Consider the following 15,562-nt stretch of genomic DNA (forward strand, 5'->3'; position numbering starts at 1 on the left):
TATCCCTTACGGGCTTCCTTAACGGATGTGAACAACCAATCTGAACGTACCCTGCTCATCGATAACAGTGAGCTGCGCGTTCATTTTTTCTGCCCGAAGCCTCATGTTCTCCACACCACGCCCGCCTTGGCCATAGGTTAACTTATTCCCTTGATCGGTATAGTTATTTCGTATTGTTAGACAGATCGAATCATCGAAAAGGAGTTCGATCATAACTTCCGAACCATCGCCGTACTTGATGACATTTGTTATCGCCTCTTTAAAAATTAGAAAAAGATTTTGCCGCACGATCTGTGATACCGTCAACGTTTCGTAGGCTCCTTTGACGTTTAAACGATAGCTAAATCCACACTCCTCCCGTAGCTTATACACATAATCTTTCATGCGAAATACCAGGTCTTTCACGGTGTCGAAGCGCGAATCGATAGACCATACCATATCACTCATGGTCGACAGGGCATGCCTACTGGTATCGGCAATCTGCCGTAGTTTCAGGTGCCCTTCAGTTGCACTGCGCCCGTTCAGCGTTAAGTTATCGGCTTGGTAATAGATACGGGTAAGCGAACTACCTACCTCATCGTGTAGATCGCTCGCAATACTGATCCGCAGGCGTCTTTCCTTGTGTAAGGTATATTCCCTATATCGAAAGATAGCCCAGATAATCGCTCCTAAAATCAATACCAGTATCCCTTTAAACCATATGGTTTGATAAAACGTAGGTTTGACAACCAACTGGACAAGTAATTCCGAATCTGTAAATTGGCCATCGGGAAAACGGGAGGTAAGTTGAAGATTATAATTCCCTGGGGGCATTTCAACAAAAGTAATTTCCTGTTTATTCCCCAGGGGCAGCCATTCCGATTGTTCCTTTAGGCGATAGAAAAACTGCATGTCCTCTGCCAGCTCGCTCTGTCCTCCAAATCCGATGGTAAAATAGCGTGTACCCGGTTCAATTACCAGGCGGCTGTCGGTTTCATACGGAAAAGTGTACCTCCGCTGCACCCCCGTCTTTACGTGTTCGGTTGTCAAACTCGTCACATAAAGCGGCATAGCATGGGGGGCGCTCCTTTCCCGGGGCGTATTCACTAAGTCCATATCGTATCGCAGCAATCCGTTTACGGTGCCCAAATAAACGACATTATCACGCTGATAAGCGGCTGCGTGGTTGAATTCATTGGCCGGGAGCTGATCCAAGCGCGAGTAGTTGCGTATATATTTACTTGTTTCGTCTACTATACTCAGTCCATTGTGCGTAGCAGCGACCACCTGCCTTCCATTGGTCATAATGCTATACACAATATCATCCGCTAACCCGTCTGCATTGGCCAGCGTCTGCAACACCCCTCCTTCCTGATCCAATATCCGTATACCGCTACCATGCGTTCCTACCCAGAGGGTATTCCCCACGGGTGTAATGCAATAGACCGGATCAATATTCCTATCCGATTTCAGCGTATTTGTGCTTTTATTCCATATCAATAATCCGCTCGGCGTTCCTATCCAGATGTCATTGCCCACTTCCACCACACTCAGTATTTTGGCCTGTTCCAGCCTACGCTGTCGCACCGGCTCGTACGTTTCCATGTACGGATCGACCAAAATTAAGCCGGCATACGTGCCCACCCACACGGTATTTCGCGCTGCACGCGTTAGCGTCGTTATGTACTTCGCCGCCGGCCTGTCACGCTTATTGCGCGGGAGGAGTTTAATTGGAGAGAGCCGCTTTTTCGTCATCTCGTACCAGTACAGACCATCACCTTCGGTCCCCAGCAACAAGGTATCTTTGTTCCAGGGCAGTATACTATACACAAAGGGTTTACCGAGCACCTCCTTCTCCCCTGTCTTTTCATCAAAAGATATAAACCTATCCTTATACGAGCCGATATACAGTTTGCCGTCGTCATGTTTATACACGCCGCGAATGCTATTGATAGCCGCCGCATCGTTAAGCATGCTTTTGAACATATTCTTTCGGGGCACCAATTCCAAAACGTGGTTATTAAATGCCATGAGCAACGTGTTACCCGGATTCTTAAACCATTCAATATGACTATCCTTAAGGTTTTCTGGGTACGCGACACGCTTCGTGCTCGTTGTATTCGTTGCAAAATTGTAAATGAACATGTGTTCTTTACCGATACCGGGCTGATTGGTAAAAATTAGCACTTCATTTTCTTTGTAGGCAGATAAGAATACAATACCATCCGTTCCCAATTTATTCCGTTCAAATGCTGGAATCTTTTCAAAAGCTCCGCTCCGGGTATCAAACAGATAGAGGCCATGCCCTGTGATATTCAACAGGCACTTGCCCGTGCTGTGAAAATAGACCTCACGGATGTCGGCCTGGTCAAATTCTGGAAGACCGAAATACTCCGGAGGTGCGAAAGATCCATCTTTGATCCGTATCCTTATCATCTTACCGATCTCCGTGCGTAGCCAAAGCTCACCTGGATAAGGTTCTTGTACAGAGGCAATAGCAGGCATAGTATATAAATCCGGAAAGTCCTTATTGATATCAAATATCATATTTAAGCTATCCTTCTGTACAATATAAAGTTTACCATCTAGCGAACCGACGTAGATATTGCCATTTCGTCCCTCTCCGATGCTCTCGATATTGAGGCCCAGTGCCTTCAGGTCATTCGCGACAGCATGTTTTATTTCAACAGTTTTCCAATTCTGGAGGTCAAAACGTGTCAGACCATTTTCCGTACCAATCCACATATTATCTTCTGCATCCGCAAAAATGGATTTGATCTTGCTGTTGGGGATATCAGGATGGCTTTTATTATTGAAGAAAATTACTTCGTTACCATCATATCGACACAAACCACTGTTTGTGGATAACCACAGGAGCCCCGCACGATCCCTTTCTACATCCGTAATAATCCGGTTTTTCAAACGTTCGGGCATCCGCAGGTCACGAAAAATAAAATCGGTCTCTTGCGACAATGCAGCGCAAGTGTGTATTAACAAGGCAATAAGAAACAGCAGTTTTTTCATCGGCAGGCGTAAAAGTAATAAAAAACTACTAAAGGTTATGTTGATATAATCTGGGGACGCCAAACATGTCTTTAAGTTTAAGCTGTCAAACAAAATCCCTGTTTTCGTGGATTGCCCGGTAAGCATATAGCGGTTAACTTTGTTATAGTAAAGATAAATATGCACGTATGAAGAGACTATTGATCCATTTATCTAGCGCAAGCCTACTGTTGTTCGCACTATGCTTACAGCTAAGTTGCGGCAAGGACACGGCTAATGACGGAGATCCGGACCGAAAGGATTTTATCAGCGCCATGAAAGACGAGGCTTATCTGGGCGACGCGAAGTCTACCCTATACGTTGGAGGGAGTGATGCATTACCTTCTTTATCCGGCACCTCCTCCTTAAGTGTGGACAAAATAGCTGGAGATAGTGTCACGGTAGCGCTAATCGTTAATCTACCCGATGGCGATGGCTTTACGCTCGGTATACCTGGAAAACAGCAAGGAAAAAATTGGCGCGCGACCTTTGACGGCAGCACATTTTCCATCAAAGAAAACGGTAAAATGGAAGGGACCGTTGCTGCGGGCGACAAGGAATTTACCTGGGATGGGTATCTTGCTGATGATGGCACCATCCTAACCGTACGGATGAAGTATCTGACCGCAGACGGTAACATACCAGCAGCGTCGATCCTCAGTACCGAAATGACGTTAAAACGTTCGGGAAGCGATGCCCCCGGGAATGCGAATGGATGTACCAACGTGGTATGGGAGACACGCCCGGTATTCAACCTGTATAGCGGCGGTGTCGACCTAATACGGGTTCCGGTATGCCACCCTTAAGTGAACAAACATATAAAATCAGAAACGATGAAAAAGACAAACTTATCACTAATAGCGGTATTTCTTATGCTGCTATCCGCCTGCTCAAAAGACAATGACGGCGGCCCTGATGGTGGCAACAATGGCTATCCATCTGCTGTAAAAGGAACCATCTATTACGATTGGGCAACCGAGGGAATCCTTAAAGTGAGTCTGCCCGAGGGGGTGGGTTCGGCTTTTATTCCCGACGATTCAAAACTCAATAATTTTGATGTTTCCCGGGATGGCAAATACAAGCTTACTGTCGTGAACGAGCAGACCTTGGGCGATTACCCCATCCGCTTTACCCTCAGCGATATTTCGAACGGCAGCATTGTGGAGGAATTCATTTACCGTAGCCCAGCGCTAAGTGCCTATTCCAAAGGCTATCTATCGTACGATAACAGCCATATTCTCGTCCTTTCGAACGATCAGGAAGATGGTATCACCATCCTGAAGCGAAATGGGGAGTTTGTCGGGCGTATCCACGATATCAACGGCGAAGAGCTGGGTTTCAACGACCAGCGCTTATGGCTACCCGGCAATGCACTGCTAATTGTGCACAACAATTATATCATTCGTCTAGATCCACCCTATACCTCGGGAAAATTGTTAAAAGAAATGACGTATGAAGACTGGGGCGACTTAGCCGTTAATCCAGCAGGCAACCAACTTGCTGTGCGCATTGCCAACCATGTGTACACCATGGACATGGATGGCTCGAACCTCAAACAGGTTACCACCAGTAATTTTAAAGAATCTGTGCCCGAGTTTTCGCCCGATGGGAAATACCTATTGGTCGGCACCGAGTACAGGCAAACGGGTCCATTTGGCTGGATGTGGTCCTTAAAGATCATCCCTAACGACGGGAAAGAATATAACGTGGATCCGATTGCGCCAAACTCGCCCGATGTGATCCCGGTTTTTGTAAAAGGTAAAAACAAGATTGAAACCGCAGGCGGCCAGATGATCTGGCGCTAGTTATCATCAAAATTAAGCGATATGAAAACGATACATTTATCACTTGTAATCGCATGCCTCCTGCTGCTATCGGGCTGTACGAAGGATGACGACGGACAGGATGCCAACCAAAATTTCAACGAGGTATTTGGAGGCAAACCCTACAAAGGCACGGCCATAGGCATCCGTTCCCAAGATGGGGTCGAGAATTACACCTGGAACGGTGAAGGTCGGGTGGCGTTGATCGAAGCAACGGCAGACTCCGTTTCCATCGTATTTATGGCCGATTTTGGTGAGCTTGGAGAAATGAATTTCAAAGTGCGCGGCAAATACGACCATTCCACATACCGTATGGACACCACAGATCCGAATATTTTCTTCCGCATCACCGACGAAAAGATTACGGGCGCGATCGACAATGCACAGCAAGAGATGGCATTCGAGGGCACCATGAAGAGAGAAATGACGACAATGCGCATGCGCGTCAGCTTTAAGGAAGCAAACGGCCCTTTTCCGAAGGGATCGGCCTTGGATCTCACATTTGATACCCACCGTACAACCGATGATAACGACAATGGCGAAGGCTGCCAGATGCGCTTGGTACCCATCTGGAGCCCGTCGGGTGTCACCATGGGTATGGTGCCGGATTGTTAGTCTGCAAATTAATCTGTAATTTCAGCATGAATCAATAAACGCAATAATGTATAAACTGGGGATCCTTATCGCTTCTGTACTGCTATCCATAACGCAGCTCTTCGCTCAGACCAAAGAGGAGCTGCAGCACTATGGCGACAGCCTTTACCGGCAACTGCAGCACATCGACGATCGGGAAGAAAAGGCCTTAGCGCTATTGGACCTGAGCTTCTTCTGGTCGGACTACGACGCGGAAAAAGCACGGCAATACGTCGCTGAAAGTGAAAAGCAACTGGGGGATAAGAGCAGCACCAACTATTATCAGGGGTTACTGCATTTCTATCGGGCAGCGATTCATTTCGATATCGACCCCACAACGTCGAAGCAACAGTACATGCAGGCCGACAGCTTGCTCCGCAAAGATATACCTGCAAAAAATAGCGTTTCGGCCACCCGGTACCGCGCCCGTCTTTGGGGGAGCTATGGCGCCCTAGTGCAACGGGAAGGCAAAGCCCATGAATATGTACAGGTACTGCTGGAGAAAGTAATCCCCATGGCCAGACAGATCGGAGACTCGACACTCATGGGCAATAACTACCAGAATGTGGCGATGGCACTCATGAACCTGGAAGAGTACGATAAAGCAAACACCTATTACCAGAATGCCCTGGATCTGCTCAAAGGAAGAGCGGGGGCCGAAGAACAACGGCTTACCCTATTTGTCAATGCTGCCCGCAATGCCTTATTCAGCAAGCAGTACAGCTATGCGCGTAGCTTGCTAGACAGTGCCGACAACACGGTGAAGTCTATCCCCACCTCTTCTTACCTTCCGATCTATCATAACGTAGCAGGAAGCTATTGGGAAACGCAGCGAAATTTCGATCTCGCAAACTTCCATTTTGAAAAAGCACTGGCCGGCGCCAAAGAGCAGCACAATAACGATATGGCAGCATCCATTCTTTTCAGCCAGTTCGAGGCCTTCCAGACACGTAACCAACCCGCAAAGGCCATGGCCAAACTGCGCGAGGTACTGCCCTATGTGCAGCAACAAGCTTCGCTAAAGAACAAGCAGATGGTGTACTATAATCTTGCCCATACCGCATCACAACTAGGCAAACACGAGGAAGCTGCGAAGTGGTATAAAGAACATAAACTTATTGTCGACACGCTGCTCACCGATAAGGGCGAAGCCCTCACACTCGAATTGGAAAAGAAATACCAGACCGCCGAGAAGGAAAACGAGCTGCTACGGGTAAAAGCAGCCAATCAACAGCAACAGCTCGCGATCCAGCGCACACGCCTGTTTGCAGGTATCTTTCTGCTTACAACGGTTCTACTCGCCATGCTCAGTTACATGTGGTACACCGCATTAAAAAACAGAAAGCGACTAGCGGCGCAGAAAGAACGCCTGCTTCAGGAGGAAATTAAAAACAGTAAGCAGCAGGAGAAGTTAAAACTCTTTAATGCCATGCTGCAAGGGCAGGAACGGGAGCGTAGCCGTATTGCCCGCGACCTGCACGACGGTCTGGGCGGTATGCTGGCCGGCGTGAAGCTCAAATTATCGGCTGTTGCCAACAGAGAAGCGAAGGCACAGCCACAAACAGCATCATCGATGGATTTATATACGATTATCAACCAAATGGACCATTCGGTCAACGAACTACGGCGAATAGCCCGTAATATGATGCCCGAGTCTTTGTTGTACATGGGCCTGGAAGCCTCTTTACAGGATCTGTGCAACGCGATGGCACAACCGCAGACGCAGATCGATTTTCAAGCCGCCAATCTGCGGACAGATTACGACCAATCATTTTTAATAGCTGTATATCGGATTGTGCAGGAACTGCTGACCAATGCCGTCAAGCATAGCGATGCGTCTCAGATCTGGGTGCAGTGCTCTGAGGGCGATGGACATTTTTACATTTCCGTAGAAGATAATGGCAAGGGATTTGATCCACATGGGGAAGAAACGAAGCGGGAAGGGATCGGACTATCCAATATCCGTAACCGGGTAGAAATTTTAAATGGACACCTCGAGGTGGATACCGCCATAGGAAAAGGCGCCTCGTTTCATATTCAATTTAAGTTAGCCGAGTAATATGATCTCAGTAATTATAATCGATGACCATCCGCTGGTGTTGAATGGCTTCGAGTTTATCTTAAAAAATACGTCGACGATCGAGCTACGCGGTTCGTTTAGCAATGCAAAAGACGCATTCGATTTTCTGGCTGTCGAACCGGTGGATGTCGTACTTGTCGACATCAATATGCCCGATATGAATGGTATCGATGCGACCGCAATCATCAAAAAAGAATATCCCCATACGCAGGTCATTGCAATCAGCAATTTAAACGAAGGCAGCATTGCCCTCCGGATGTTAAAGGCCGGTGCAATGGGCTACCTGCTCAAGAATGTCTCCGCGGATGAACTGATCGAAGGCATAGAGGCCGTGATGCAGGGCGAGCAGGTGCTGAGCAAGGAGATGAGGTTTATCTTAACGAGCAAGCAGGATAATATACCGACTGTGAGTCAGCGGGAACGTGAAGTACTGGTTTTGATGGCGCAGGGGCATACCACCCCCAAAATAGGCGAACTGATGTTTATCAGCCCCCTGACTGTCGAAAGCCATCGCCGCAACCTGCTGCAAAAATTTGGCGTGGCCAATTCGGCCTCCCTGATCCATAAAGCCACCGAGATGAAGTTTATCTAGCTCGCCGTACCTGGATGATGCGCTCCCTTCATCCATTCCCACTTTTTTCTGAAAGGGTCTATTTCTCAAAGGCCATCAAGAACTTCATGCCTGTTGCTGATGCAATGGATCATGAAAGTGTTGTTGGAAGAGCTGCTCCAAACGTTCTATCTCTGGTTGATACATGGTCTTTTTCCGGGTACCGAAATACAGGGTATTCTCCAGCGGCGTGTTGCCTTCCCACAGCAGTTTTACCTTACCCTCGGCGATGGCTTCGCAACACAGGAAATCAGGCACCACGGAAAATCCGACGCAGTCGCTAAGGCAACGGATGATCGAGCTAATATTCGGGACGATATAATTGGGGCTGAAATCCGGATGTTGTCCAAAATTCTTGATCCAGAATTTTTTCAGGTGTTCCATATCTGCCGCCGTGCTGTACCACAGCTCCCTTTTCAACAGTTGTACCACGTTTTTCAGATCATTTGCCTTCAACAGCTTTTCAATCTCTGCTGTGTTGGTATTACTCCCCGCAATAAGCACGATCCGTTCCTTCGAAAATGGCCGGTATTCCAGATTTTGCTGGGTTCCTTTTTGCGGCGTCACGATCAGATCGAGCAACCCATTATCGAGGTCCTGCTGCATCTGTGGATATTCTCCAAATTTGATGATCAGGTTGAAGGGTAGTTCGTTGATGTGTTCTTCCAACGTATATTGAAACGTTTCGAAACACATCCCCACACTAATGGTAGCGCGGTCGGGCAGTGTCCGTTTATGAAAATGCTGTTCTGCTGCTTCCATCTTTTTTAGCGGCTCCAGTACACAATTGTACAACATCTTTCCCTTCTCGGTGGGTACCATACGCCGCGCCGAGCGATCAAACAGTTTATCTCCCGTAAAAGCTTCCAACGAGCTCAAATGAAGGCTCACGCCCGGTTGGGAAATAAACAGCTCCTGCGCCGCAGCAGATAATGTACCGGTATCATATATCGCCCTAAAGGTGCGTAACCATTCTAGATTCCATCGCATAACTATCAGTATTATGATACAAATATACAATTTAAGTTATTTTAAATATATATAAATATACAGGAACTTTGTATAGACAATAAAAAAACACTAGCGACATGAATATATTTATCATCAATGCCGGACAGACATTCGCCCACTCGGGCGGTCTATTTAACAACAGCGTTACCGAATGGACGCAAACGGTTCTGGACAAAAACCAGGTTGCATACCGCACCACGAACATCAATGATGACTATAATGCCTTTGCCGAAGTAGAGAACTTTAAATGGGCCGACATCATTATCTACCATACGCCGATCTGGTGGTTTCAGGTGCCCTACAGGCTGAAGCAATACATCGACGAGGTGTTTACGGCGGGGCATCAGAATGGAATGTATGCCAGTGACGGCAGAAGCCGCAAAAATCCGGCAATCAACTACGGTACCGGTGGTTTGATGCACGGCAAACGGTATATGGTTACCACGTCGTGGAACGCTCCGGATACCGCATTTACTTTACCTGGTGAATTCTTCGAACAGCATTCGGTCGACGATGGTGTATTGTTTGGCTTCCATAAGATGAATCAATTTACAGGTATGGACCGCATACCGGGCTTTCATTTTCATGACGTCGAAAAGAATGCGACAGAAGAACGTATTGCAAATTACCGCCAAGCGTATATGGAGCACGTTGCGAATACGGTACTTACTGTTGAAAAGGAAGCGGTATAAAGAAAAAATAGAGCCAGCCAAACATAGGCAAAGGCCAGTTGTCCACAACTGGCCTTTGCCCTTATATTGTATGTTATACTTTAGAATCGATAAGCCAGACTAGCCAAGAAATTAGCCGGTCTTTGGGGGCGGGCATAGTAGCCGTCACTAACCCAGTATTGCACATCGAGTAGATTGTTCCCTTTTACGCTCACCCGGAATTTGGGATGATTGTAATAAAGTGTCGCATCCAACAGATTATAGCCGTTCAACACGAAATTATTTGATGCATCCAGGAAAGAATCCGAAACATAGCTGAAACCACTACCTACTCCCAAACCCTTAAGCGGGCCATTGAGTAAAGCATACGTCGCCCACAGGTTGACCACATGTTCGGGTGTACCGAGTGCGCGTTTCCCTTCTACGTTGGCATTGGCCTTCACGAACCGGTTATGATTGTAACCGTAGCTACCCAGTATATTTAAACCCGCTAGCGGATTACTCATCAATTCAACTTCAAAACCTTCACTTTTTTGCTTCCCTTCCTGAAAATAGAAGTTCATGTTATCGACCAATCGGTTCATCACACTATTGGACACTTCAATATTATAATAGGTTAGCGTTGCATTCAATTTCGTTCCTAAGGCGATCTTCGTACCGCCCTCCAGTTGGTTTGCAAGCTGTGCTTTGAAGACCGATACACTCTGATCCGGCTGGATCTGGTTACCTATATTTTTAAATCCGTTTATATAATTTCCGAAAACGGATATCTTCTCGGGAAGTACCTCCCAGGAGAATCCCAAACGAGGAGAGAGCGTATTCTGCGTATATTCGCCTGTAGTTACCCGGGTCTGTGTATTATAGGTTCCTCCATTTACAAAGTGGTCAAACCGAAGACCCAATGAAATATGTAACTGGTTTGACAGGGAGATGACGTCGGCAATGTAAGCTCCGTAGGTATCCTGACTGGTCTGGTTGAAACCTGTATTTCTACCAGCTAGAATGGTATTTACCTGTTCGATACGGATCGGCGGAGCATCTGCAATGTGGTTCAGATCTACCGATTGAAATACCTTTGCGCCGTAGCCCAGTCCGTCGTAACGCGTGTATCTAAAATTGCCGACCCAATCTACGCCAATAACGGGCCGATTAAGTACATTACCGATTTTAAAATTCCCTTTTACATTTTGTTGAAAGTTGTGCCGTGCTGTAGTTTCGTCGGTAAAGGCACGCAGGATCCGGTCTACCGAATCTGTTTTGTACCATATCATATCAAAAATGTACAGGTCGTCATAGGCGCCGTTTCCCCAGGCATATTTAGTTTCCGATGTCCACTGATCTGATATTTTATAGTTTGCCTGCAGGAATATGTTACTTGATTGCTGCTGGCTAACTAGCGAATTATCGTTCAACGATTCGCGATAGGAAAGGTTAAGATCCTTGAAACTTGTTTGATCCAGGCTATTCGATATAAACCAGCCAGCAGGCGTAATCCCCTTGTTACTGGAAAAATCGGCATCCAACGTTAGCTCCAGTTTATCGTTTACGCGGTAAAAGATACTCGGTGCAAAGATCATAGATGTATTCCCTCCCTGGTATTGAAAGGAATTTTCCTGTTGACGGGCAGCATTGAACCTGAAGAGCAGGTCGTTATTCTGCGTAAGAGGTATATTGACATCGGCCGCTAAACGGTTCAAATTCCAGCTACCTACGGTATAGCCGACCTCACCGGTGAATTTATCCAGAGGTTTCTTGGTCACATAATTGATTATCCCACCAAAGGAAGTCATCTGTGCACCAAAAAAAGTAGAACTTGGCCCTTTGATCGCTTCGACACGCTCCACATTGGCAAGATCTATTCCCGTCCGGAGATAAGTTGCCATACCATTTCGGAAATTTTCTGAAGTTTGAAACCCACGTGAAAAGAATGCAGGCATACCGGCACCGGTCTTTGAAGGAGCAGCACCCGGTACATTACGAAAAGCCTCGTCCAATGATACCGCCATCTGTTCCTTGATCAGCTCCTTATCAATTACACTGTATACCTGCGGATTCTGTAAATAGGGTATTTCGGTACGTGCTACACTTTCACTTTCCTTCTTGGACGAAATCTGGTATTTATTTCCGACCACCAGTACCTCGCTCAGTTGTTGAGCCGAAGAAGAAAGTGCGAAATTCTGCGTATTTACCCCATTTTTAAGACGGATTTCATGACGTTGAAGATCCGCTCCCAACAATTTAACATGCACGGTCTGCGTTCCGATAGCTAGCTGATCGATGGAATAATATCCCTCTTCGTTAGACATAGCAGATCTCCCCTTTACAACGCTGACGGTTACGTACGAAGCCGGCCTGCCCTCCTGTGTAGTGATGCGCCCCTGCAAGACAGCCGTCTGGGGTTGCGCCCGGATGCTAATGTGCCTGCCGTCGATACGGTAGCTTTGCGGATCCAGTCCCAGCTCGTCTTCCAACACATCCACCAGCGGCTTATCGCTGACCTGGATATTGATCCTTTTTGTATTATCAAACTGGTTAGAAAAATAGGAAAAACTTACACCCGTTTGTTTCTCTATCGCTTGGAGCAGACCCTCAGCAGATATATTTTTAAGCGACAACGTGATACGTGGCTGGCCGGAAACCGATTGGCTGTAGCCATTTTGTGGCGTAATAATGGTAAATAAGAAAAGGAGATGGATAATCCCAATGAGTTTTATGATTCTTTGCATATGTTTGTATAGAATTAATAGCGTAATAGTTGTTAATACATTTTTCCGGCACAACGTTTGGCGATGGGGTGCCGGATCTTTTTGTTTCTTTATATTATACTTAAGGGGGCATCTTTACTATTTTATTTAATGAAAAATATTGGGTTAAATTCGTTGTGCATTATTCTTTTAATTATAGATATATATATCATTCTTCGTTATCTTATATTTCAGATCGAGGCTAAAGCATAGACTTTGCATCACATCTTTAAGCGTAGGATTTATAAATTTAGCCCTAAAGGCCCCGCCTAGATTTTCCGTTGGCGAGTCCAGGTGCACCCTCACTCCGAACCATCTTTCGAGTTCACCTATCACTTCAGAAAATGTTTGCCCTTTAAAAGCAAGTATATCCTTAGTCCAGGGAGCTATATCCTCATCAGCTATAGTGGATTTGTTGTCCATTGCTTTCGAATTGAAGCGTACAGATTCCCCTTTTTGTAACCTCACCGAAAAATCAGCCTTTTTTGTAGAGCAGGCAACAAGCCCCCGCAGTACCGAGATTTCTGTTGCTTCCGATTCCCGATAAGATTTTACGGCAAAGGAAGTCCCTAACACCCTCACCTTTCCCTTGGATGTCTTCACCGTAAAAGGGTGTGCAGGATCGTGCACAATATCAAACAACCCCTCCCCTTCAATCACCAGCGTACGTTCATCGAAGGGTAAATTATACCATATCCGTGTACCCGCGTTTAACCGGACCGTACTTCCATCGGGGAGTGTAGCCGTAAGCCGTTGTCCAGGTTTTGCTTCGAAAGTTTGCATGCTATGCTTCATCTCATGTACGGAATTTGCATCTGGTGTTAAGAACCAGATCGAAAAAGCAGATACCATAATAGCAGCGGCAGCCCACCACCAAATTCGGGGTCTCCTCTCCACCTTTTCAACTGGCGCAATCGCATCCCATAAACGGTCCCTCAATGCCTCCTGATCTACTGCGTAAAATGCTTCGGAGTGTTCTGCATCAGGCGCTCCATTTTGCAGCCATTCTTCCACCACCTGGCATTCCGAAGCATCGCAGCTACCGTCTACGTATCGCTTCAAGAGCGCTGGAGTCACTTGCTTTTCGTTCATGTATATCTATGCTTTTATACAGAGGTAGACACATCCACAAGAAAGAACCCTAAAAACTATTTTATAAAAATTCTGTTTTTCTGATCAGTGCACTTCGAATGGCTTTTTTGGCCTGCTGCAAATGGTATTCTACGGTCTTCACGCTAATTCCCATCTGGTCAGCGACGGATTGGTTGGTAAGGGCCCCATGATATTTCAGTTCATATATTTCCCTGCATTTGGGCGAAAGAAGTGAAATAAGTTCCTGATGATGTTTTTCCGCCTGCAGGAGAAAGTCTATGCCAAGCATCGGTTCAGATTGGTCTTTGGTGTTTGCTACATTATTTTCATGATGCTGCTTGGTCTGTCTAGCCCTAAAATAATTTAGGATACGGTTTTTAGCGCTGCGAATAAGATAGTGTTCAAAATTGGTATGAATGTCTAGTACATCTCTTTTCTCCCAAATGGCCTTAAAAACCTCCTGGCTCACGTCTTCCGCATCCGAATGGCATCTTGTGTATTTAAAGCAAACGCTATACACTGTCTTCCAGTATCGGTTAAATAGCAGTGCAAAAGCATCTCTATCACCATCGACAAACCTGCTGATAATATGCTGTTCGGTACTTGATTTAGAAGTTTTAGCTGTCCGCATTTTCGAACTGTTTCCGCAAACCTAAGTTTTATTTGGAATTAATCCAAATAAAAAATACTACAGAGGACAACCGCCTATTTATCGGTCCCTTTTCCTATCTAACCAACAAGCAAGCTTCAGGTTGTTAAACTCGCCAGTTGCAGTTATTTTGATTCGCCCCTAAAAGGTAATAGGCTCTCTACACAATTAATAATCAAATCAGCATCATGGATCTGGACGAGATGTCCACTCTTACTCGCTTCTATAAAGCGGCTATCCGTTGATAGGGCCAGCTGAGCATATTGATGTTCGATAACCCACCTTTTATACTCTGCTGCGAGCTGTTTGTCCTTAATCCCGGCGTAACGTATATCCGATGTGCCCGCTAACACCATCAATGGAATATCTCCAAAATCCGGCCGCTGCAACGCATCCTTAAAATTAAAGCTATCCTGCTGGAGTTCATCCAATGTGGTCTCCACAGATCGGTAGAAAAAGTCTCGTTCCCTCACATGCAAAGGATGACCAAAGGGAATCTCCTGCGAGATGGGAAGGAAGGAGAACATGCATCGGTAAAGTCCCGAGTGCACCGCAAAACGAATTAACCAAGGTGAAGGCGTACGCAATAAAGTTTTCAACTGGGCCGAAGCATGGATCTTCTGTAAAGGGTGCGCACCTTCAACCAACAAAATTCCAGCAATATCGTCTCTATGCTGCGCAACAAAAGGCCGCATATATATCGCTGCCATAGAGTGTGCGACTAAGATGAACGGCTTCGGACAATCTATCTTTTCCAACAAATCATGTAATTCATTTGAGACTTGAAGATTAGTAACCCGTTCCTTCGCACCATCACTAAACTGAATACCACTGCGGTCATAGGATAAGGTCACAGCAGATTCCGCAACACGATCTTGAATATCATGCCAAATAGCATGACTACTTCCCATGCCCGAAAGAAAAACGACAGTCCCCTTTCCTTGCCCCTTTTTGACATAATGGATGGCATGTCCATTCCGCTCAATGTAGGTCAGATCTCTATCCATCAATCGCTCCAGTCTCCATCGGCAAAACTGTTCAATCAGTACGCCGATAAGGATAAGCGCTACTATTATTATACCAGACCACTTCAACATACTCAACAAAAAATCAATCATACGCAATAGAAAACATGCCCTTCGTTGTAAAAACCAGCAGCCCCGGTATCAACTGCCATTACAGTAGAACCAACAAAAAATAAAACTAGCATAAATATAGGGACAGATGG

Annotated in this window: 12 protein-coding genes; 6 read left to right on the top strand and 6 right to left on the bottom strand. The window is 46.1% G+C overall.

The window, feature by feature from the left end; translation table 11 throughout:
* Positions 1–18: 18 nt before the first annotated feature.
* Positions 19–3,003 carry a ligand-binding sensor domain-containing protein gene (locus tag C4F40_RS09325; protein WP_196939049.1) on the bottom strand — a complete coding sequence of 995 codons (2,985 nt, stop codon included), beginning with the start codon at positions 3,001–3,003 and terminating at the stop codon, positions 19–21.
* A 167-nt stretch (positions 3,004–3,170) separates the two neighbouring features.
* Between C4F40_RS09325 and C4F40_RS09330 the strand changes: the two genes are divergently transcribed.
* The 5 genes from C4F40_RS09330 (at position 3,171) to C4F40_RS09350 (ending at position 8,149) form a co-directional block, all read left to right on the top strand.
* Positions 3,171–3,827 carry a hypothetical protein gene (locus tag C4F40_RS09330; RefSeq protein ID WP_196939050.1) on the top strand — a complete coding sequence of 219 codons (657 nt, stop codon included), beginning with the start codon at positions 3,171–3,173 and terminating at the stop codon, positions 3,825–3,827.
* A gap of 27 nt (positions 3,828–3,854) precedes the next feature.
* Positions 3,855–4,826 carry a TolB family protein gene (locus tag C4F40_RS09335; protein ID WP_196939051.1) on the top strand — a complete coding sequence of 324 codons (972 nt, stop codon included), beginning with the start codon at positions 3,855–3,857 and terminating at the stop codon, positions 4,824–4,826.
* 21 nt (positions 4,827–4,847) lie between these two features.
* On the top strand, positions 4,848–5,459 hold the full coding sequence (locus C4F40_RS09340) for a hypothetical protein (RefSeq protein WP_196939052.1): 612 nt from the start codon (positions 4,848–4,850) through the stop codon (positions 5,457–5,459).
* Between the two features lie 373 nt (positions 5,460–5,832).
* The gene (locus C4F40_RS09345) at positions 5,833–7,536 is read left to right on the top strand and encodes a tetratricopeptide repeat-containing sensor histidine kinase (protein WP_196939053.1); all 1,704 of its coding nucleotides are present in this window, start codon (positions 5,833–5,835) and stop codon (positions 7,534–7,536) included.
* Between the two features lies 1 nt (position 7,537).
* The gene (locus C4F40_RS09350; RefSeq protein WP_196939054.1) at positions 7,538–8,149 is read left to right on the top strand and encodes a response regulator transcription factor; all 612 of its coding nucleotides are present in this window, start codon (positions 7,538–7,540) and stop codon (positions 8,147–8,149) included.
* A gap of 84 nt (positions 8,150–8,233) precedes the next feature.
* On the opposite strand, the gene C4F40_RS09355 is transcribed toward C4F40_RS09350, so the two are convergent.
* Entirely contained in the window at positions 8,234–9,157 is a 924-nt protein-coding gene (locus tag C4F40_RS09355) for a LysR family transcriptional regulator (protein ID WP_196939055.1), read from the bottom strand.
* Between the two features lie 98 nt (positions 9,158–9,255).
* On the opposite strand from C4F40_RS09355, the gene C4F40_RS09360 reads away from it, so the two are divergent.
* Positions 9,256–9,870, top strand: a complete 615-nt coding sequence (locus C4F40_RS09360) for an NAD(P)H-dependent oxidoreductase (protein ID WP_196939056.1) — start codon at positions 9,256–9,258, stop codon at positions 9,868–9,870.
* 80 nt (positions 9,871–9,950) lie between these two features.
* Here the strand turns inward: C4F40_RS09360 and C4F40_RS09365 are convergent, their stop codons facing one another.
* From C4F40_RS09365 to C4F40_RS09380, 4 genes are all read right to left on the bottom strand, one after another.
* Positions 9,951–12,575, bottom strand: a complete 2,625-nt coding sequence (locus C4F40_RS09365; RefSeq protein WP_196939057.1) for a TonB-dependent receptor — start codon at positions 12,573–12,575, stop codon at positions 9,951–9,953.
* 168 nt (positions 12,576–12,743) lie between these two features.
* Entirely contained in the window at positions 12,744–13,685 is a 942-nt protein-coding gene (locus C4F40_RS09370) for a FecR family protein (protein ID WP_196939058.1), read from the bottom strand.
* Between the two features lie 61 nt (positions 13,686–13,746).
* Positions 13,747–14,316 carry an RNA polymerase sigma factor gene (locus C4F40_RS09375; RefSeq protein ID WP_196939059.1) on the bottom strand — a complete coding sequence of 190 codons (570 nt, stop codon included), beginning with the start codon at positions 14,314–14,316 and terminating at the stop codon, positions 13,747–13,749.
* A gap of 143 nt (positions 14,317–14,459) precedes the next feature.
* A complete protein-coding gene (locus C4F40_RS09380; protein WP_196939060.1) occupies positions 14,460–15,452 on the bottom strand; it encodes an alpha/beta fold hydrolase in 993 nt (330 codons plus the stop codon).
* Between the last annotated feature and the right edge of the window lie 110 nt (positions 15,453–15,562).

This window comes from Sphingobacterium pedocola, from assembly GCF_015209965.1.
GTDB lineage: Bacteria > Bacteroidota > Bacteroidia > Sphingobacteriales > Sphingobacteriaceae > Sphingobacterium > Sphingobacterium pedocola.

Excerpts from the sequence above, each read along its gene's own strand:
- C4F40_RS09325 (WP_196939049.1), bottom strand. The coding sequence starts at position 3,003 with ATGAAAAAACTGCTGTTTCTTATTGCCTTGTTAATACACACTTGCGCT.
- C4F40_RS09330 (WP_196939050.1), top strand. The coding sequence starts at position 3,171 with ATGAAGAGACTATTGATCCATTTATCTAGCGCAAGCCTACTGTTGTTC.
- C4F40_RS09335 (WP_196939051.1), top strand. The coding sequence starts at position 3,855 with ATGAAAAAGACAAACTTATCACTAATAGCGGTATTTCTTATGCTGCTA.
- C4F40_RS09340 (WP_196939052.1), top strand. The coding sequence starts at position 4,848 with ATGAAAACGATACATTTATCACTTGTAATCGCATGCCTCCTGCTGCTA.
- C4F40_RS09345 (WP_196939053.1), top strand. The coding sequence starts at position 5,833 with ATGCAGGCCGACAGCTTGCTCCGCAAAGATATACCTGCAAAAAATAGC.
- C4F40_RS09350 (WP_196939054.1), top strand. The coding sequence starts at position 7,538 with ATGATCTCAGTAATTATAATCGATGACCATCCGCTGGTGTTGAATGGC.
- C4F40_RS09355 (WP_196939055.1), bottom strand. The coding sequence starts at position 9,157 with ATGCGATGGAATCTAGAATGGTTACGCACCTTTAGGGCGATATATGAT.
- C4F40_RS09360 (WP_196939056.1), top strand. The coding sequence starts at position 9,256 with ATGAATATATTTATCATCAATGCCGGACAGACATTCGCCCACTCGGGC.
- C4F40_RS09365 (WP_196939057.1), bottom strand. The coding sequence starts at position 12,575 with ATGCAAAGAATCATAAAACTCATTGGGATTATCCATCTCCTTTTCTTA.
- C4F40_RS09370 (WP_196939058.1), bottom strand. The coding sequence starts at position 13,685 with ATGAACGAAAAGCAAGTGACTCCAGCGCTCTTGAAGCGATACGTAGAC.
- C4F40_RS09375 (WP_196939059.1), bottom strand. The coding sequence starts at position 14,316 with ATGCGGACAGCTAAAACTTCTAAATCAAGTACCGAACAGCATATTATC.
- C4F40_RS09380 (WP_196939060.1), bottom strand. The coding sequence starts at position 15,452 with ATGATTGATTTTTTGTTGAGTATGTTGAAGTGGTCTGGTATAATAATA.